Annotated in this window: 21 protein-coding genes; 15 read left to right on the forward strand and 6 right to left on the reverse strand. The window is 28.0% G+C overall.

Annotated features, from left to right (window positions below):
* Nucleotides 1–45: 45 nt before the first annotated feature.
* The 13 genes from ACRYA_RS06035 to ACRYA_RS06095 all read left to right on the forward strand — a co-directional run bounded on the left by ACRYA_RS06035 (nt 46) and on the right by ACRYA_RS06095 (nt 10,921).
* Nucleotides 46–1,227: a cation:proton antiporter gene (locus ACRYA_RS06035; protein WP_105916635.1), complete on the forward strand. Its 1,182-nt coding sequence runs from the start codon at nt 46–48 to the stop codon at nt 1,225–1,227.
* A 192-nt stretch (nt 1,228–1,419) separates the two neighbouring features.
* Nucleotides 1,420–2,754, forward strand: a complete 1,335-nt coding sequence (gene soxC / locus ACRYA_RS06040) for a sulfite dehydrogenase (protein ID WP_105916636.1) — start codon at nt 1,420–1,422, stop codon at nt 2,752–2,754.
* On the forward strand, nt 2,723–3,925 hold the full coding sequence (locus ACRYA_RS06045; RefSeq protein WP_105916637.1) for a c-type cytochrome: 1,203 nt from the start codon (nt 2,723–2,725) through the stop codon (nt 3,923–3,925). Before soxC ends, ACRYA_RS06045 begins: the two co-directional genes overlap by 32 nt.
* A 10-nt stretch (nt 3,926–3,935) precedes the next feature.
* Complete coding sequence (gene soxX, locus ACRYA_RS06050; protein ID WP_105916638.1) at nt 3,936–4,292, forward strand: sulfur oxidation c-type cytochrome SoxX; 357 nt, start codon at nt 3,936–3,938, stop codon at nt 4,290–4,292.
* Nucleotides 4,293–4,307: 15 nt separating this feature from the next.
* Nucleotides 4,308–4,760: a thiosulfate oxidation carrier protein SoxY gene (gene soxY, locus ACRYA_RS06055; RefSeq protein ID WP_105916639.1), complete on the forward strand. Its 453-nt coding sequence runs from the start codon at nt 4,308–4,310 to the stop codon at nt 4,758–4,760.
* Nucleotides 4,761–4,828: 68 nt separating this feature from the next.
* Complete coding sequence (gene soxZ, locus ACRYA_RS06060) at nt 4,829–5,137, forward strand: thiosulfate oxidation carrier complex protein SoxZ (protein ID WP_066155796.1); 309 nt, start codon at nt 4,829–4,831, stop codon at nt 5,135–5,137.
* A gap of 35 nt (nt 5,138–5,172) precedes the next feature.
* Nucleotides 5,173–6,087 carry a sulfur oxidation c-type cytochrome SoxA gene (gene soxA, locus ACRYA_RS06065; RefSeq protein WP_105916640.1) on the forward strand — a complete coding sequence of 305 codons (915 nt, stop codon included), beginning with the start codon at nt 5,173–5,175 and terminating at the stop codon, nt 6,085–6,087.
* A gap of 11 nt (nt 6,088–6,098) precedes the next feature.
* Entirely contained in the window at nt 6,099–6,521 is a 423-nt protein-coding gene (locus tag ACRYA_RS06070) for a hypothetical protein (RefSeq protein ID WP_170144477.1), read from the forward strand.
* Nucleotides 6,522–6,596: 75 nt separating this feature from the next.
* Nucleotides 6,597–8,363 (forward strand): thiosulfohydrolase SoxB, encoded by a 1,767-nt coding sequence (gene soxB / locus ACRYA_RS06075; protein WP_105916642.1) that lies wholly within the window; start codon nt 6,597–6,599, stop codon nt 8,361–8,363.
* A 90-nt stretch (nt 8,364–8,453) separates the two neighbouring features.
* Entirely contained in the window at nt 8,454–9,245 is a 792-nt protein-coding gene (locus ACRYA_RS06080) for a thioredoxin family protein (RefSeq protein ID WP_105916700.1), read from the forward strand.
* Complete coding sequence (locus tag ACRYA_RS06085; protein WP_105916643.1) at nt 9,242–9,685, forward strand: MOSC domain-containing protein; 444 nt, start codon at nt 9,242–9,244, stop codon at nt 9,683–9,685. The genes ACRYA_RS06080 and ACRYA_RS06085 overlap by 4 nt, the downstream gene beginning before the upstream one ends.
* A complete protein-coding gene (locus ACRYA_RS06090; RefSeq protein ID WP_105916644.1) occupies nt 9,685–10,125 on the forward strand; it encodes a DsrE family protein in 441 nt (146 codons plus the stop codon). The genes ACRYA_RS06085 and ACRYA_RS06090 overlap by 1 nt, the downstream gene beginning before the upstream one ends.
* A 25-nt stretch (nt 10,126–10,150) precedes the next feature.
* Nucleotides 10,151–10,921, forward strand: coding sequence for an alpha/beta hydrolase (locus tag ACRYA_RS06095; protein ID WP_105916645.1), 771 nt, complete (start codon nt 10,151–10,153; stop codon nt 10,919–10,921).
* A 5-nt stretch (nt 10,922–10,926) separates the two neighbouring features.
* Here ACRYA_RS06095 and ACRYA_RS06100 read toward each other — a convergent pair whose 3' ends face one another.
* The gene (locus ACRYA_RS06100; protein ID WP_105916646.1) at nt 10,927–11,850 is read right to left on the reverse strand and encodes an MBL fold metallo-hydrolase; all 924 of its coding nucleotides are present in this window, start codon (nt 11,848–11,850) and stop codon (nt 10,927–10,929) included.
* A 77-nt stretch (nt 11,851–11,927) separates the two neighbouring features.
* On the opposite strand from ACRYA_RS06100, the gene ACRYA_RS06105 reads away from it, so the two are divergent.
* Nucleotides 11,928–12,935, forward strand: a complete 1,008-nt coding sequence (locus ACRYA_RS06105; protein ID WP_105916647.1) for an HD-GYP domain-containing protein — start codon at nt 11,928–11,930, stop codon at nt 12,933–12,935.
* Between the two features lie 43 nt (nt 12,936–12,978).
* Here ACRYA_RS06105 and ACRYA_RS06110 read toward each other — a convergent pair whose 3' ends face one another.
* From ACRYA_RS06110 to hemL, 4 genes are read right to left on the reverse strand one after another with little or no spacing between them, the layout of a single operon-like run.
* On the reverse strand, nt 12,979–13,578 hold the full coding sequence (locus ACRYA_RS06110) for a hypothetical protein (RefSeq protein WP_228199728.1): 600 nt from the start codon (nt 13,576–13,578) through the stop codon (nt 12,979–12,981).
* Entirely contained in the window at nt 13,511–13,828 is a 318-nt protein-coding gene (locus ACRYA_RS06115; protein WP_105916649.1) for an AtpZ/AtpI family protein, read from the reverse strand. Before ACRYA_RS06115 ends, ACRYA_RS06110 begins: the two co-directional genes overlap by 68 nt.
* Nucleotides 13,829–13,839: 11 nt before the next feature.
* Nucleotides 13,840–14,154: a pyrimidine/purine nucleoside phosphorylase gene (gene ppnP, locus ACRYA_RS06120; protein ID WP_105916650.1), complete on the reverse strand. Its 315-nt coding sequence runs from the start codon at nt 14,152–14,154 to the stop codon at nt 13,840–13,842.
* Complete coding sequence (gene hemL / locus ACRYA_RS06125; RefSeq protein ID WP_105916651.1) at nt 14,154–15,437, reverse strand: glutamate-1-semialdehyde 2,1-aminomutase; 1,284 nt, start codon at nt 15,435–15,437, stop codon at nt 14,154–14,156. The genes ppnP and hemL overlap by 1 nt, the downstream gene beginning before the upstream one ends.
* Nucleotides 15,438–15,562: 125 nt before the next feature.
* Between hemL and ACRYA_RS06130 the strand changes: the two genes are divergently transcribed.
* On the forward strand, nt 15,563–16,330 hold the full coding sequence (locus ACRYA_RS06130) for an energy transducer TonB (RefSeq protein WP_105916652.1): 768 nt from the start codon (nt 15,563–15,565) through the stop codon (nt 16,328–16,330).
* An 8-nt stretch (nt 16,331–16,338) separates the two neighbouring features.
* On the opposite strand, the gene ACRYA_RS06135 is transcribed toward ACRYA_RS06130, so the two are convergent.
* Nucleotides 16,339–17,448, reverse strand: coding sequence for an FtsW/RodA/SpoVE family cell cycle protein (locus ACRYA_RS06135; protein WP_105916653.1), 1,110 nt, complete (start codon nt 17,446–17,448; stop codon nt 16,339–16,341).
* Nucleotides 17,449–17,454 lie beyond the last annotated feature (6 nt).

Genomic DNA, 17,454 nt, shown 5'->3' on the forward strand with positions numbered 1-17,454 from the left:
TATTAATATCGAAATTCAAAATATTAATATTTTTTTAGGATGTATATGGAAAAGATTATTTTAATTATTACAATTTGCACAATAATAATGATTTCACCACTTGTTTCAAAACTTATAAAAGCTCCTGTAGTAGTAGTAGAGATAATTTTAGGTCTATTTTGTGGTTATATTGGACTTATTTATGATGATGAAACTTTAAAATTAGTTGCTAAATTTGGTTTTATTTACCTTATGTTTTTAGCAGGTTTAGAGATAAATTTCAAACTAGTAAAGATAATAAAAGCAACAATGGCTCTAAATGTAATACTATATTTTGTTCTTTTATACTCAATTGCAGGAGCTGTTTGTTGGTTTTTTAATTTGGGTTTAACATATTTTGTAGCTCTTCCTATCTTCTCATTGGGAATGTTAATGATGCTAATTAAAGAGTATGGAAAAGATGAACCGTGGTTAAACTTAGCTCTTTCTATAGGAGTTGTTGGTGAAATTGTAAGTATTTTAGCACTTACTCTTTTTACTAGTTGGACAGAGAATAGTGGTTTAAGTAGTGGATTTTTTGTATCAATTCTAACAATTATTAGTGTAATAATTGGTACAATTTTGCTTCTTAGATTTTCTTATATGCTTTTTTGGTGGTTTCCAGAAGTAAAAAAATATTTAATTCCAGATAGTATAGATGATAAACATAATCAAGATATTAGATTTTCAATCTCTTTATTGCTAATTTTAGTATCAATCATGCTTATTTTAAAAATAGATGTTGTCCTAGGAGCATTTACGGCTGGTCTTTTCTTTAAAATGTTTTTTATGCAAAGAGAAGAGTTATTACACAAAATAGAGTCTTTTGGATTTGGTTTTTTTGCACCAATTTTCTTTATTTACACAGGTTCAACTGTAAAGTTAGATATGATAACTTTAGAAATTTTAAAACATGCTATATTTATTATGGGAACTATAATATCTATAAGATTAATTAGTTCATATCTAGTTTTTTTAAACTATCTAAAACCAAAACAAACAACACTTTTTGCATTAAGTGATTCAATGCCACTTACTTTTATGGTTGCAATTGCAATGATTTCATACAATTATGGATTAATAACTCAAGAAGAATATTTCTCTTTTATTATTGCAAGTATGCTAGATGGATTGATTTTAATGATAGTAATTAGAAAATTATATAAGTTATTTAAATTAGATAATAAAACGATAGAAAATAAAACTTAAATATTTTTATAAACAAAACAAATTTAAAATATAATATATATTTATCCATGCTATTTATATGCTATTTTTTCGTATTTTTAAAAATTATTATATAAGAAAAATTAATATTTTAAGTTTCGTTTTAAGTTATAAAACCTATAATTAAAATTCAGAATTATTTGAAATAATATTAAATTTTATTAGGAGGTTAGCTTGAAAAATAGTGAAGTTTTAGAGATAAAAAAAGACTCTTTGTCTACAGAGACTACAAGTAGAAGAGATTTTTTTAAAAAAACTGCTATCAATTTAGCTGGAGCAATAAGTGCGGCAACTGTTTTGTCACCTATGTCTTTAAGAGCTGATGATGAAGCAATAATAAAAGAAGCCCCATGGGGACAAAAGTTAGGTGACCCTGTAGATAAAAACCTATATGGTATTCCTTCACCTTATGAGCATAACAATATTAGAAGAACCCATAACCTTCTATCTTCAGGTGATGCTTATGCTTCTATTTCTTTATGCCCAATTCATGAAAGTGAAGGAATAATTACTCCAAATGGACTATTTTTTACAAGAAACCATGGAGGAACAGCACATATTAATCCAAATGAATTTAGATTGATGATTCATGGTAAAGTAAAAAGAGAAGTTGTTTTAACTTTAGAAGATTTAAAAAGATATCCAAGTGAAACTAGAACTTATTTTATTGAATGTCCTGCAAATGGAAGCCCTGAATGGAGAGGTCCACAATTTAATAGTTTACAATTTATAAAAGGTATGATGAGTTCAGCTCAATGGACTGGAGTTATGCTAAAAACTATACTTGATGATATTGGTTTAGAAAAAGATGCTGTTTGGATGTTAGCTGTTGGAAGTGATAATGCTTCTAATCCAAGAACAATTCCTGTTGAAAAAGCACTTGATGATGTTATGGTTGTGTGGGCTCAAAATGGTGAAGCATTAAGACCTGAACAAGGATACCCAGTAAGACTTGTTGTTCCAGGTTGGGAAGGAAATTTAAATACTAAATGGTTAAACAGACTTGAATTTAGTGATAAACCTTGGCACGCAAAAGAAGAGACTTCAAAATATACAATGCTTCAAAAAGATGGAAGATCAGTAAGATTTTTCTGGGTAAATGAAGTAAACTCTGTAATTACAAAACCTTGTCCTGAAAAACCTTGGACTCATCTAAAAGCTGGTGATATGGTAGAAATTGAAGGTCTTGCTTGGAGTGGTCATGGGACAATTAAAGGTGTTGATATATCTTTTGATGGTGGGAATAATTGGGTTGAAGCAAAACTAAAAGGTTTGGTTTTACCAAAATCATGGACTAGATTTAGTTATATTTACAAATGGGATGGAAAACCTCTGTTTTTATCAAGCCGTTCTTACGATGACTTTGGAAATGTTCAACCAACTATTGATGAAGAAACAAAAGCTGTTGGAGTAGAAAGTGTTTATCATAGAAATGCAATTGTAACTTGGGAAATAACTTCAAAAGGAGAGTGTAATAATGTTCACATTAGAAAACATCACAAAGCTTAAAGGTACTCTTCTAGCTATTAGTTTAGCTATTTTAGTTACAGGTTGTAATGAAACAACATCAAATACAGCTTCAAAAACTGAATCCTCTGTTGATGGAGCTGTTAAGTATCCAGTAAAAGATGACAAATATACACAATATCATGTAAATACACAAAAGTTAGATGGTTTAAATATTGGAAGAGATGCTACTAAAAAAGAGATAGCTGCTTGGAATAAAGATGTAATGTATGAAGGAACAGGTCTTCCAGAATTTGATATGCACGAAGGTGAAGTTGTTTTAGAAGATGGAAAGCCTAAAAAAGCACAAGGAAGTGTAGAGCTTGGAAATGAGCTTTATGATGCTCAATGTGTTATGTGTCATGGAGATTTTGGAAGTGGTGGAAAAGGTTATCCAAAACTAGCAGGAGGAAGTGTTGAGAGTTTAAAAAATCAAAGATTAAATCCAGCAGATGAAAATCCAAATCCAGAAAATCCAGATAAAACTATAGGTTCATTTTGGCCATATGCTAGTACACTTTTTTGGTATATTCAAGAGTCAATGCCTTTTAATGCACCAAAAACTTTAACAAATAGCGAAACTTATGCACTTACTGCATATTTATTATCTTTAAATAATATAACTATTGATGGTGAAGAACTTGATGATGATTATATTTTAGATAAAGAGAAATTTTTGAAAATAGTTATGCCTAATGTACAAGGTTTTTATCCAGAGACAAACACACCAAATAACCCAAAAGAAGGTGTTGAAAATATGAAAAAATATCTTTCAAATCCAACACTATATGGAAAGGGTGAAAGATGTATGAAAGATTGTATAAAAGGTGATATAAATCATCTTATTATGAGAATACAAGATGATTTAACTACAACTGCAAATGAGCCACTATCAACTTTAAGAGATTTACCAAAAAATGATAAATCAGCTCAAAAACCAGGACAAGTAGAGTATGAAAATGCTGGTTGTTCTGCTTGCCATGCAAATGCAGCCATAGGAGCCCCTGTTTTAGGTGATAAAGTTGCTTGGGAAAAAATTATTAAAAATGGTATAGATAAAGTTTATTATAACGGAATAAATGGTATAAATAGTATGCCACCTAGAGGTGGAACTGATTTAAGTGATGATGAACTTAAAAAAATCATTGACTATATGATTCAATCAAGTAAATAAGGAGAGTATTATGAGTTTAATCAAAAAATATGCTACATATCTTGCTTTTAGCTTACTATTTGTAGTAAATGCTCAAGCAGATAATTCAGAATTGATTAAAAAAGGTGAGAAGATATATACTACTAATACAAAAGGTAACTGTATAGCTTGTCATGATGCAAATGGAAAAACACTAGATGGTCCTGGAACTATGGGACCAAAATTGCAGTATCTTGCAATGTGGCCAGATGAAGTTTTGTATAATAAAATTTTTGACCCAACAAATCCAGGTGATCCAATAACTGCTATGCCAGCATTTGGAAGAAATGGATGGTTAAGTGATGATGAGATAAAAGCAGTTGTTGCTTATTTAAAAACAATAAATTAAAATAAAGGAAGAATTATGTTAAATAGAAGAAATTTTTTAGGTTTAGGTTTAGGTGCTATTGCAGTTGCTGCAATTCCAAGTAGTTTAAGTGCAGAGGATTTTAGAGCTAGCAAACCAAAAGCTTGGACAGCTACAAAAGTTGATGATGCAGTTAAAGAAATTTTTGGAACAACAACTACAACTCAAGGTGGAATTTCATTAACAGCTCCAGATATTGCTGAAAATGGTGCAGTTATTCCAATAGCTTTTAAAACGGATTTAAAAGCAACTAAAATTGCAGTATTCCAAGATGCAAATCCTGAAAGTGCAGTTGCTGTATTTACAACAACTCCTGATATGGTTTTAGATTATGCATTTAGAATTAAAATGGCAAAAACAGGTACTGTTACAGTAATTGCAGATGTTGGTGGAAAACTACACTCTGTTTCTAAAGAGATAAAAGTTACAATTGGTGGTTGTGGTGGTTGACCTAGTTCAGCTAATCACTAAATAAAAAGATAAAATAAAAAATTATAAAAATAAAAAAAGGATATAAAATGGCAGGAACAACAAAAATAAAAGCAAAAATTGATAAAAATGGTGTATGTGAAGTAAAAGCATTAGCAAGTCATGATATGTTAAGTTATCAAGAAGCTGAAAGAGCTAAAAAAGAGGCAAACTTTATTACATATTTAGTTGCAAAAGTTGGTGGAAAAGTTGTATACGAAGTATCTTCTAGTCAATTCTTATCAAAAGACCCTTACTTCAAATTTTCATTTACAGGTGCAAAAGCTGGAGATGATATTGAAATTACTTGGAAAGATTTAAAAGGAAATAGTGATACAACAGTAGAGAAAATCAAATAGTTTAAACTATTTGATTTTAAATAAAAGGAGAGAAAATGCTTAAAAAAATAGTTAAATCTACTACTGTTTTAGCTCTATTTATATCATCTTTAGGTGCTGCAAACTTTAATGCAGGTGCCGAAAAAGATAGATTAGAGATGATAAAGTTCTTTGAAGCAAAATTTGAAGATCCAGCAAAAAATAAAGATAGATTTTTTCATTATTTCACAAAAGAAGAACTTGAACAAAAATATGATAAAAATTTAAAACATATGGATTTTAATATTGGAAGTTATGCTTATTCAAAAGATGCTAGAAGTCAATATGAAGCACTAAAAGAGATGCCACCTTATGAAGATGCTATTGAAAAAGGTGAAGCTTTATATACTAAAAAGTTTGCAAATGGAAACTCATTGCAAACATGTTTCCCTGATTTAACAAATGCTGGAACATATCCTTACTATGATAAAAATAAAAAAGAGATGATATCTTTAACAAAAGCTGTTAATGATTGTTTAAGAGCAAATGGTGAGAAAGAGTGGGGAACAAAAAAAGGTCCTATGGCTGAATTTCAAGCTTATTGGGTAAATGAGAGTAAAGAAGCTGGTAAAAATTTTGATATAAAAATCAATAGTAAAGCTGAAAAAGAGGCTTATGAAAGAGGAAAAGAGTACTACTATACTCAAAGAGGTTATTTAAAACTATCTTGTGCTACTTGTCATATTCAAGGTTCTGGACAAAGAGTTAGAAATGAGGTTTTATCACCACTTTTAGGTCAAGTAACACACTTTCCTGTACTAAGACTTAAATGGACAGATATAGGAACAATTGAAAGAAGACTTTCTGGTTGTATTGTAGATCAAGGTCAAGTTTCACCAAAAGATGAAAGCCAAACTATGATTGAATTGATATATTTCTTAGCTTATATGTCAAATGATATGCCAGTTGATGGTCCAGATGTAAGAAAATAAAGGATATGAAAATGAAAAATATTTTAAAAATTTCGATATCAGTAGCTCTTTTATCTTTTGGACTAAATTTAAGTGCAGCGGAAAATTACTCAAAACTTGATGTAAAAAAAGAGTGTGATGTAAAAACAAATGGACTTGAAAAAGTAATTCAAACAGCTGAGAAATACAATAAAGTAGCTATTGAACATGGTGTTGAGTTTATGAGATTTGGTATGAAAAATAGTCAATATATTGAAGCTTCTAAAGATGCTATTAAAAATGATGCAAAAGAGATTGAGCTTGTAGATGATAAAGCTAAGCCAACTGGTGAAAAAGTTTCAATTGAATTTGCAACTTGGAGAGCTTGTAGCTTTGCAATTAGTGCTTTAACACAAGAAGCTCAAGCAAAAAAAACTTGGAAATTAGCTAGTCCTAGTGATGGTTACAAATACTAAAAGTATTTAAAACTATTTTTTAAAAGTCAAGATTTTATCTTGACTTTTTTTATTTATACAGCAAAAGGAATAAAAATGAGTAAATTTAGTCGAAGAGAGTTTGTTTATATGATGGCAATTTTAGGAGCTGCTCCTGTATTTGCAAACTCTCATACAAGAATGGTAGAAACTACAAAAAGAATTGAAGATTATTATAAATTAAAACCATTTGGTAATACAAGATTTATACATATGACAGATAGCCATGCACAGTTATTGCCTGTATATTTTAGAGAACCTAGTGTTAATTTAGGATTTTATGGAAATCTAGGAAAGCCTCCTCATATTGTTGGCGAAAAATTCTTAGATTATTATGGAATAAAAGGAAACAAAAGGCTTGAATATGCATTTTCATGTGTAAATTTTGAAGAGCATGCAAAAGTTATGGGTAAAACAGGTGGTTTTGCACAAATAAAAACAGTAGTTGATTTTTTAAGAGATAGTTTTGGAAAAGATAAAACTCTATTTTTAGATGGTGGAGATACATGGCAAGGAAGTGCAACAGCTTTATGGACTAGAGGTAAAGATATGATTGGGGCTTTAAATTTACTTGGAGCCGATATTTGTGTTGGGCATTGGGAATTTACATATAAAGCAGAAGAAGTTTTAGAAAATATTAAAGCTTTAAATGCAGAATTTTTAGCTCAAAATATTTTTGTAAAAGAGGACTCTATGATGAATGGAGTTGAAGCTTATGATGAAGATAGTGGTCATGCATTTAAACCATATACTATTAAAACTTTAGGAAAAGCAAGAGTTGCAATTATTGGTCAAGCATTTCCATATACAACTATTGCAAATCCTCAAAGATTTATTCCTGATTGGACATTTGGAATAAATGAAAATAGTATGCAAGAGTTAGTTGATAAAATAAAAGATGAAGAGAAACCTGATGCTATTATCGTATTATCTCACAATGGTTTTGATACAGATAAGAAAATGGCGGAAGTTTGTACCGGAATTGATTTTATAATGGGTGGTCATACTCACGATGGTGTTCCAGAAGCTTATCCCGTTAAAAATTCATCTGGTACAACTTATGTTTGTAATGCAGGAAGTAATGGAAAATTCTTAAATGTTTTAGATTTAGATATTCAAAATGGAAAAATTAAAGATTTCAAATTTACACTTCTTCCAATTTTTTCTGATTTAGTTCCTGAAAATAAAGAGATGAAAAAATATATAGAAGATGTAAGACTTCCATATTTAAAAGAGCTAACACGCCCAATAGCTACAACAGAAGAAACACTATTTAGAAGAGGAAACTTCAATGGTTCATGGGATCAAATTATATGTGATGCATTAATCGATGTAAAAGGTGCTCAAATTTCTCTAAGCCCAGGATTTAGATGGGGAACTTCTGTTATGCCAAATCAAACAATCACTTTTGATGATTTAATGACACAAACAGCTATGACATATCCTGAAACTTATGCAAGAGATATTAAAGGAAGTGAACTAAAACTAATATTAGAGGATGTTGCTGATAACTTATTTAATGAAGACCCATTTTTACAACAAGGTGGAGATATGGTAAGAACAGGTGGAATATCTTATAAAATAGATCCAAAAGCAAAAATTGGAGAGAGAATCACAAATATTATTTTAAGCAAAACAGGTGAAAAACTTGATGCTAATAAATCATATAAAGTTGCTGGTTGGTCAACTGTAGGAGCCAAAAGTGAAGGTGAACCAATTTGGGAAACTGTTGAGACATATTTAAAAAATATGAAACATATTAGTAAAATAAAAATTGATACTCCTGATATTGTAGGAGTTAAAGGTAATCCAGGGATTATATAAACTAGAAAACATAAAGATTTTTTCTTTATGTTTTTTTTAAATAGAGCCATAAATTTATATAGTTCTATTTACAAAAATTTTGGAGAATTTATGAAAATATTATCTATTTTATTTGTTTTTATAATAGCTTTATTTGCAAATTTTGAAGATGGCAAAAAAGTATTTGATGCAAAATGTGCATCTTGTCATAAAGAGTATATTCCTATGAATTTATTAAAAGAAAATTTTCTTGAAAAAAACAATACTCTTTTAAATTTAAAAGCTCCAAGTGCAAACTTAATAGTTTGGGCAATGTTTGATAGTTCAAAAAAAATTGGTGATGAAAATGATAAAGAGTTTCAAGAGATTGAAATAAATAGTTATTTAAAATCTTATTTAGAAAATCCAGATAGATTTAACTCAATTTGTGATGATAGCGCTTTAGGACACTATGAAAATAAAAGCAGTATGAAAGGTGAGTTAAGTGAAGATGATTATCTAAATTTAGTTAGTTATTTTATGGAGTTTAAAAATAATATTAAAGAGCAAGAGGTATATAAAGAACCAAAATACTCTAAAGAAGAAGAACAAAATATCCTAATAAAAGCAAAAAATGAAAATAAAAAAATTATAGTTTATGCAACTTCAAGTAGTTGTTATTTTTGTAAAAAAATGGATAAGGAGGTTTTTGCAGATAATGAAATAAAAAAATTATTAGAAAAAAACTATATTTTTATTGAAGTTGATATGGATGAAACTTCACTTCCTTTTGATTTACAAAAAGAGTATAAAAGAGTAACTCCTAGTTTCTTTTTTGTAAACAACAATAAAAAACTTTTAACACAATATCCTGGGGCTTGGAAGAAAAAAGATTTTATAGATATTTTAAAAGAGAACAAATGAAAATTTTAGGTGAAGTTTTAGAAATATTTAGTGCAACAAAAGAGTCAAGTGGACTTCCAAGACCAAAAGTTGAAAGCTTAAATTTAATAAAAAATTATGGAATAGAGTTTGATAAATTTGCACAAAAACATCTTGACCAAACTGTTATGATTGTTGGTTTAAAATCATACGAATTAGCAAAAGAATTTAACATAGATTTAGAGTTTGGAAGTTTAGGAGAAAATATCTTATTAGATTTTGATCCACATGATTTTAAAGTAGCAGAATGTTTCAAAATAGATGAAGCTATAATTCAAATAACTCAAATATGTACCGTTTGCAACCACTTGAGTATTTTTAATGAGAATTTACCAAAAATTTTAAAAGGTCATAGGGGAGTTTATTGTAAGATTATAGAGTCTGGAAAGATTTTAAAAAATATGAAAGTAAAGGAAGTATAATGTTAAAAAAACTCTTTTTAATTCTTTGTCTCTTTGGTTTTGTATTGGCAGAGACAAAATTTAGTGACCCAAAACCTAGTTTTGAATCTCCAAGAAAAGTAGTATATTCACTCTATGTAAATGATTTAGATACTGTAAATCATACTATTGGTTCTATGTACAATATTTTAAAAGAGTACCCAGCTGAGAGTTTAAAAATTGTAGTTGTTGCTTATGGAAAAGGTCTTAGAACTCTAAAAAAAGATTATGATAAAGATACATTAAAAAGAATAAAATCTTTGATGGAGTACGATGTTGAATTTGTTGGTTGCAAAAATACTATGGAGACTATGAAGTGGAAAGAGAGTGATTTCATAGATGGTATTTCATTTACTCAAGCTGGAATTGTTGAAGTAATTGAACGACAAGTTGATGGATATATTGGTATTACAGCGTATTAAAACTATTTTAAAGGAGAATAAAAATATGAAAAAATTAGTGATTTTAGCTTCATTGCTATTTGTAAATTATCTTTTTGCAAATACAAAAGAGGATTGTAATAAAAAAGGTGATGGTTTTATATATGTACAAAATGAGTGTATATCATATAAAAAATTTAATGGAGAAGGTGATTCTTTAAATATTATTATTCATGGAACTTGGGATGAAGGAAGTGATACTCTTGCTAGATATTCGCCATTTGCTGAAGATTTAACAATGATGAGTGATATTTCAACTATTGCTGTTGCACTTCCAGGTTATTCAAAAAGTTCTTCAAATAAACTTCTTCCTCTTTCAAGTAAAAAAGTTAAAAACTTAGCAGCAACAAAAGAGTATCTTGAATTTTTAGAAGATTTAGTTGAATCTTTAAAAGCTAAATATAGTGCTAAAAAAATAACTTTAATAGCTCATAGTGCTGGTTGTATGATGAGTGCTACACTTCTTGGAGTAAAACCAGATTTAGTTGATAATTTGGTTTGTGTTGGTGGAGTTTATGATATTCATAAAAAAAGTAATGATAAAAAACTAATATCTGCAGTTGATGTAGTTGATAAAATATCTAAAAAAGCAAAAATTGTACTTATTTATGGAACAGCTGATGAGATTTCAACTCCACAAACAACAATAGATTTTTACAATCTTGCAAAACAAAAAGGCTTAGATGTAAAATTAGTAGAAGTTAAAGATGGTGTTCATATAGATTTAGATATGACTACGCAGTCAAAAAATTCTATTATGGAACTTATTGAAGAGTAGATTTTCTACTCTTCGTCATAAAACTCTAACTCTCTAAAAGCATCAAAAACATTTCTACTATTTAACTCATCAAACATAGCAATATCTTTAAACTCATCCATAGTAACAACTTTTGAAATCTCATCTGCTGTAATTCCAGCTTCAATAGCTTCTAAAACTCTTGTTTTTAAAAGTGTGAAATAGTTTATTGTATAGTCAATTGCTTTTTTATCCGTAATTGTTCCATGTCCTGCTATTAAAGTATTCCAATTATAAGAATTTATTAAATCAATAGCCTTTAAAGTTCCTATTACAGAACCATCTCTATTTGATGTAACTCTTTGATTCATAATAATATCACCTGTAAAAATAACTTTTTCATCAGGAATATAAACTATTAAATCATCTTTTGTATGTGCTGTAAGTTTTGTAGGAATTATTTTTATAGTTTTATTTGATACATTTATAATTTTTTCATCACTTACAACAACATCAGCTTTTATAACTTTTGTATTTTTCATCTCATTTTTATCTAAAATCTCAAAAATTCTCAGGTTTGAGTTTTCATTATAGTTTTCATTTATAGATTTTGGAGCATAAATTGTGCTATTAAATCTATCTTTATAAAAACTATTTCCCATCCAGTGATCATCGTGTTCATGAGTTATAATAATTGTACCAACTTTTAAATCTTCAATCTTTTGCATAGCTTCATAAGCTTGTTTTGCAAAGTTGTAGTTTGCACCTGTATCTATTAAAATATAACTATCTTTTGCTTTTATATAACAAGAATTTGCCATAAATCCACCATTATCTTTTGATGGTACTTCAGTTTTTCCAAAAAAACACCAAATATTTTCACTTACTTTTTGTGGTTTTAACTTATAATCAAAACTTGAAGCAAAACCTAAAGAACAAAAAAGTGTAAAAAAAACAATATTTTTAAACATAAATAAACTCCTATTTAGATTTATAAGTTAAAATTATATTATAATATCACTTTTAAATATGTAAAGAAAGGCTTTCTATGGACAAAAAACGACAAATGATATTTAACTTAAACAATTTTTTACTAGCTTTTAGTGAATCTTTAAATAGTAAAAAAGTGGCATATATAGCTTTAAATTTAGGTATTAAATTTAGATTTAATAATAAAAAATTAGCTGATTTATGTTCTTGTGCTTTGATTTTTTGTTTAGAAAAAAAGAGTTTACAAGAGTTTGATTTTTTGGATAGTTCACATTTAGAAGATAAAAGATTTCAAGAGATTATAAAGTTTTCAACTTTAATTTGTGAAAATTTTGATTTTTCCAAAAATAGTATAAATCAAAGAGTTGCTACTATTAATTTTATAAAAAACAATGAAAAAAAATTTAGTAAAGCATTGATAGAGAACTTTTTTGAAATATCTAAAAATCTTACTTTCTGGCTTGATTTAGAAAATGAGAGTGAAATTGTTATATTTATATACTCAAATTTAGAAGATTTCACAAAAGCTCTTGATTTTGAAGATATATTAAAGATGACAAAAGTTTTTCATAAACTTGAAAATCCAAAGTCAAATATTTTAGATAGTGCTTTAAAAGTAACAGATTTTTTTGAGTTTGAACATAAGGACAAAGAAGTTTTTTTACTTGCAACCTCACTACAAAATATTGGAAAACTATATATTTCAAAAGATATTTTAGAAAAAAAAGAGACTTTAACTTTTGAAGAAAAAGAGATAATAAAATCATATCCATACTACACAAAAAAAGTTATAAACTCTATTATGGGTTTTTCTGATATTTGTTCTCTTAGCTTTAAGGCTCAAGAAAGATTAGATGGAAATGGAATTTTTAATATATCTTCAAAAGATTTGAGTTTTAAAGATAGATTGATTATTTGTTTAGTTATTTATAGTGCTTTAAGAGAGAAAAAAGCTTATAGAGAAGCTTTTTCTCATCAAAAAGCTATAGAAATTATGCAAGATATGGCAAATAATAAAAAAATAGATGAAAGTATAGTAGATATTTTTGAAAAAATTTTAGCTTGAATATTTTATAAAACTATTAAAACTAAGTTAATAAAACTATATTTTATTTTTTTATTATCTTAGTAAATAAAACTCCAATTGGTACAATACTAAGACCAATTATAAAAGCAAGAGGAATAAAAATTTTATTATTATTTAATACAAAAAATCCAAAAATTAAAAATCCATAACCAAAAACTCTATAAATAGATAAAAATCCTGTTGCACTAAACAATGTATTTTTTAGTGAATTTTGCTTCACCCTACTTTTTTCTTCATCTATAATCTCTTTTATTTTTTGTGGTGTTAGTTCACTTTCAGGAACTTCTTTATAATCACTATATAAATCAAAAGGGTCATCTATTTCATCAATTTTATCTCTCTCTTCACTACTTGAGATAGAATCTTTATCAAAATTTTCTAATCTATTTTGAATATTTTTTTTATAAGATAAAAATGAAGCAAGAGTTACAAATAGTGAAGAAAAAAAGGCTATTTGAAGATTTAAAAGCCAACTTATATTTTCAAAAAATATTGCATATAAACTAAAGCAAAGATTTAAAAATAAAAAAACCTTTGCAAAGTTTAGAATTTCACTATTTATCTTCATCATCTTCAAATGATTTATCACCATGTTTTGCTCTATATGAATACCTTGGATCATTTTCCATACCTTCATATACTTTTTGAGCTCTTTTATAAGCTTTATAAACATTTAAACCAGCTGCTGCAATACCCCAAAGAATACCTATCCAAAGAGTCCATGTATATCCTGTAAAGTGTTTTAGGGCTAAACCTATTCCAACTCCAATTGCAATAGCAGCAACCATAGAAATACCAACTGATAAACTATCAAGTGCCTCTATCTTATCTCTATGTTTTGGTTTTTGCTCTTTATCTTTTATATCTTCCATTTATTTCCAATCTATTTTATGTAACTACAACAATAATCACTTATTGTTAATACTTTTATATCAAAACTTGAGTTTGCTGGAACTTCGAAAGAACTTCCACTTTTATAATTTTTCCACTCATTTTCACCTTTTAGTCTTACTTCTACATTACCATCAATAATTTCCATAATTTCAGCTTCAGATGTACCAAAAAGATACTCTCCAACCATCATAATTCCTAAAGATTTTTTGCATCCATTTGTATCTATAAAAGTTCTACTTGTTACATTTCCATCAAAATAGATATTTGCTTTTTTTATAAGCTCTACATTTTTAAAACTTTCCATTATTTTAAACCTTTCATAACTTCATCTGCTGCTTTTATACAATTATCAATCATTTTATTTGTAATTTTTGTACAAATAAATCCAGCTTCATATTGACTACAAGCAAAATAAAAACCTCTTTTTAACATCTCACGGTGAAAAGTTGCAAATCTTTCAAAATTACAAAGCCCTACTTCTTTAAAGTTTTTTGGCTCATTTTCGCAAAAGAAAAATCCAAACATACTTCCTCTTGTATTTACTTGAAGAGATATTTCGTTTTCAATAGCAACTCTTTTAAGACCATCAACTAATCTTTTTGCTTTTTTTCCTAAAGTATCATAAATTTCTGGATTTTCTTTTAGCTTTTTAAGGCTTACCAATCCAGCTGCCATAGCAACTGGATTTCCACTTAAAGTTCCAGCTTGATAAACTTTACCCTCAGGTGATAAATGTCCCATAATCTCTTTTGATGCAGCAAAAGCACCTACTGGCATTCCTGCACCTATAACTTTTCCAAAAGTAAGAATATCAGCTTGTACATCTAAAATACCACTTGCACCTTTTAAACTAGCTCTAAATCCACTCATAACTTCATCAAAAATTAGTAATGCGCCATGTTTATCACAAAGTTCTCTACAAGTAGCTAAAAATTCATTTGAAGCAGGAACTAATCCCATATTTCCAGCAATTGGCTCAATAATAATACAAGCTATATCAGAACTCTCTTCAAAACATTTTTTAAGTTGTTTTATATTGTTATATTCGCAAAGTAGTGTATGTTTTGTTAAATCTTCTGGAACCCCAGGACTACTTGGACTTCCAAAAGTTGCCATACCTGAACCTGCTTGTACTAATAAAGAATCAGAGTGCCCATGGTAACAACCCTCAAATTTTATAATATCATTTTTATTTGTAACACCACGTGCTAGTCTTATTGCACTCATTACAGCTTCTGTTCCAGAGCTTACAAATCTTACTTTATCAATATTTTCATACATATCAACAATCTCACAAGCAAGTTTTGTTTCAAGATTTGTTGGAGCACCAAAACTTAAACCCAATTTTGCAGTTTTTATAACTGCTTTTTCAATATCTTTATCACAATGTCCAAAAATAAGTGGTCCCCAACTTTGTACAAAATCTAAGTATTTGTTGCCATCAATATCATATAAATATGCACCTTTCCCTTTTTTGATAAATGGAGGTGTTCCACCTACGCTTTTAAACGCTCGAACAGGAGAATCAACACCTCCTGGGATTACTTCACAAGCTTCTTTGTAGGCTTTTATAGATTTTTTAAACATATTTTTTTCCTAAATTATAATTAAGCATCTATTCTACTATAATCTATATAAGCAAAAGGTTATTTAATATATTTATCAAATTTAAAATAAATACAATTTTTAATTTTTTTTACTATAATTCGCGAATGAAAAAAATAGTACTTCCATTCTTTGTTTCTTTATTGATCCATATTTTACTTTTTTTAAATTATAGTTTTAAAGAGTCTCAAAAAGAGGAGACAAAAAAGGATAATGAAAAAAGTGAAGTAAAATTTGTAAAATTAGTACAAGAAAAAGTATTACAAGAACAACCAGCAAAAAATATTGAACCAAAAATAAATGAACCAAAAATAGTTGAAGAAAAAAAAGAAGATATAAAAACTCCAAAAAAAGTTGAGAAAGAACAAAAAACAAGTAGTGAATTAAAAGCTAACAATAGTAAAAAGCAAATAGATGTAAAAGAAGCCAAAAAAGTACAAAAACAGATTTTAAAAGAGAGTAGTAATCTTCAAGATAGTGCATTAGAAAAATTTTTATCTCAAAAAACTCCTGTAAATCAAGAAATTTTAAACGAACTTCAAAAACTGTATGGAAAAGAGTATGATAACTTTACAAATGTACAAAAAGCGTATTTAGAAAAAAATCTAAATAACTTTCAAGTAATTACTCAAAAAGTTTTAAATCGTATGGGATACCCAAAATTAGCTGCGAAGCTTGGAATTGGTGGAATAAATACTATAGAGTTTATTTTTCATCCAAATGGAGATATTAGTGGACTTAAAATAATAGGTTCTAGTGGTTATACTATCCTAGATGACTACTCTTTGGAATTAATACAAATTGCATATAAAGAGTATCCAAAGCCAACTGAGCCAACTAAACTTAGATTTAAAGTTTTTTATAGAAACTATTAAAAATATTTTTACATTTTTCGTTCGTAATTGTACATATCCATATATCTAAATGCTAGTAAATTTTCTAAAATTGCAAAAGTTACAATAAAATTTATAAAAGAACTTCCACCATAAGAAAATAGTGGCAAAGGAATACCAACAACTGGTGCAAAACCTATTACCATTAAAATATTTACACTCATATTTAAAAAAATAAGTAAAGCTAAACCAGAAGAAAAAGCTTTTACTATAAAATCTGTTTTGAAAAAATAGTTTATTGTAAATAGATGCATAATTATAATAACATATAAAACTATCAATCCAAAAGCACCTAAAAAGCCATGTCTTTCTACTAAATAAGCAAAAATAAAATCACTCGTAGCAATTGGTAAAAATTTAAGTTGAGTTTGAGTTGCTTCGTCACTATCTTTTCCAGTAAGCCCACCTGAACCAATTGCTATAATACTTTGCTGGACATGATAACTAGGTTTTTCTGCAACTATAAAGTCATGAACTCTTTTCTTTTGATAATCTTTCATCATATAGTTATATGAAAATGGTAAAAATATGGATAAAATGAACAAAATTCCTAACCATATTTTCCAATTTACACCAATTATAAAAAGTATCCCATATCCAACTAAAAGTAATACAAGTGCCGTTCCTAAATCTGGCTCTTTAGCGATTAGAAAAAATGGGATAAAAATATAAATTGAAAAATAGCCAAAATCTTTTAATCCATATCCACCAATAGGTGGTGGTTTTCTTTGAATTAGATATCCCAACATCAATATATATATTGGTTTTATAATCTCAGAGGGTTGAATAGTTGTATCAAAAAGTGGAATATGTATCCATCTTTTTGCTCCTAATTTTGTTACTCCGATAAATTCAACTGCTAGTAAAAGTAAAATTCCTATCCAGTATAAAGCAGGAACTAATCTTAGATTTTTTCTAAGAGGAAGCATAAAGACTAAAATAAATATAAATAAAGATATAGTATAATAAAAAACTTGTTTACTTGCCAATTTATCATTTGCCTCTGCTATTAATACATAAGATAGTATTATTAAAGGGGCTATAAAGATTAATATTAAATAATCAAAATGTGACATAATTCTTTTATCAAGTAAACGCATAACGAA

The organism is Aliarcobacter cryaerophilus ATCC 43158, from assembly GCF_003660105.1.
GTDB lineage: Bacteria > Campylobacterota > Campylobacteria > Campylobacterales > Arcobacteraceae > Aliarcobacter > Aliarcobacter cryaerophilus.

Excerpts from the sequence above, each read along its gene's own strand:
- ACRYA_RS06035 (WP_105916635.1), top strand. The coding sequence starts at position 46 with ATGGAAAAGATTATTTTAATTATTACAATTTGCACAATAATAATGATT.
- ACRYA_RS06045 (WP_105916637.1), top strand. The coding sequence starts at position 2,723 with ATGTTCACATTAGAAAACATCACAAAGCTTAAAGGTACTCTTCTAGCT.
- soxX (WP_105916638.1), top strand. The coding sequence starts at position 3,936 with ATGAGTTTAATCAAAAAATATGCTACATATCTTGCTTTTAGCTTACTA.
- soxY (WP_105916639.1), top strand. The coding sequence starts at position 4,308 with ATGTTAAATAGAAGAAATTTTTTAGGTTTAGGTTTAGGTGCTATTGCA.
- soxZ (WP_066155796.1), top strand. The coding sequence starts at position 4,829 with ATGGCAGGAACAACAAAAATAAAAGCAAAAATTGATAAAAATGGTGTA.
- soxA (WP_105916640.1), top strand. The coding sequence starts at position 5,173 with ATGCTTAAAAAAATAGTTAAATCTACTACTGTTTTAGCTCTATTTATA.
- ACRYA_RS06070 (WP_170144477.1), top strand. The coding sequence starts at position 6,099 with ATGAAAAATATTTTAAAAATTTCGATATCAGTAGCTCTTTTATCTTTT.
- soxB (WP_105916642.1), top strand. The coding sequence starts at position 6,597 with ATGAGTAAATTTAGTCGAAGAGAGTTTGTTTATATGATGGCAATTTTA.
- ACRYA_RS06080 (WP_105916700.1), top strand. The coding sequence starts at position 8,454 with ATGAAAATATTATCTATTTTATTTGTTTTTATAATAGCTTTATTTGCA.
- ACRYA_RS06085 (WP_105916643.1), top strand. The coding sequence starts at position 9,242 with ATGAAAATTTTAGGTGAAGTTTTAGAAATATTTAGTGCAACAAAAGAG.
- ACRYA_RS06090 (WP_105916644.1), top strand. The coding sequence starts at position 9,685 with ATGTTAAAAAAACTCTTTTTAATTCTTTGTCTCTTTGGTTTTGTATTG.
- ACRYA_RS06095 (WP_105916645.1), top strand. The coding sequence starts at position 10,151 with ATGAAAAAATTAGTGATTTTAGCTTCATTGCTATTTGTAAATTATCTT.
- ACRYA_RS06100 (WP_105916646.1), bottom strand. The coding sequence starts at position 11,850 with ATGTTTAAAAATATTGTTTTTTTTACACTTTTTTGTTCTTTAGGTTTT.
- ACRYA_RS06105 (WP_105916647.1), top strand. The coding sequence starts at position 11,928 with ATGGACAAAAAACGACAAATGATATTTAACTTAAACAATTTTTTACTA.
- ACRYA_RS06110 (WP_228199728.1), bottom strand. The coding sequence starts at position 13,578 with ATGATCCAAGGTATTCATATAGAGCAAAACATGGTGATAAATCATTTG.
- ACRYA_RS06115 (WP_105916649.1), bottom strand. The coding sequence starts at position 13,828 with ATGGAAGATATAAAAGATAAAGAGCAAAAACCAAAACATAGAGATAAG.
- ppnP (WP_105916650.1), bottom strand. The coding sequence starts at position 14,154 with ATGGAAAGTTTTAAAAATGTAGAGCTTATAAAAAAAGCAAATATCTAT.
- hemL (WP_105916651.1), bottom strand. The coding sequence starts at position 15,437 with ATGTTTAAAAAATCTATAAAAGCCTACAAAGAAGCTTGTGAAGTAATC.
- ACRYA_RS06130 (WP_105916652.1), top strand. The coding sequence starts at position 15,563 with ATGAAAAAAATAGTACTTCCATTCTTTGTTTCTTTATTGATCCATATT.
- ACRYA_RS06135 (WP_105916653.1), bottom strand. The coding sequence starts at position 17,448 with ATGCGTTTACTTGATAAAAGAATTATGTCACATTTTGATTATTTAATA.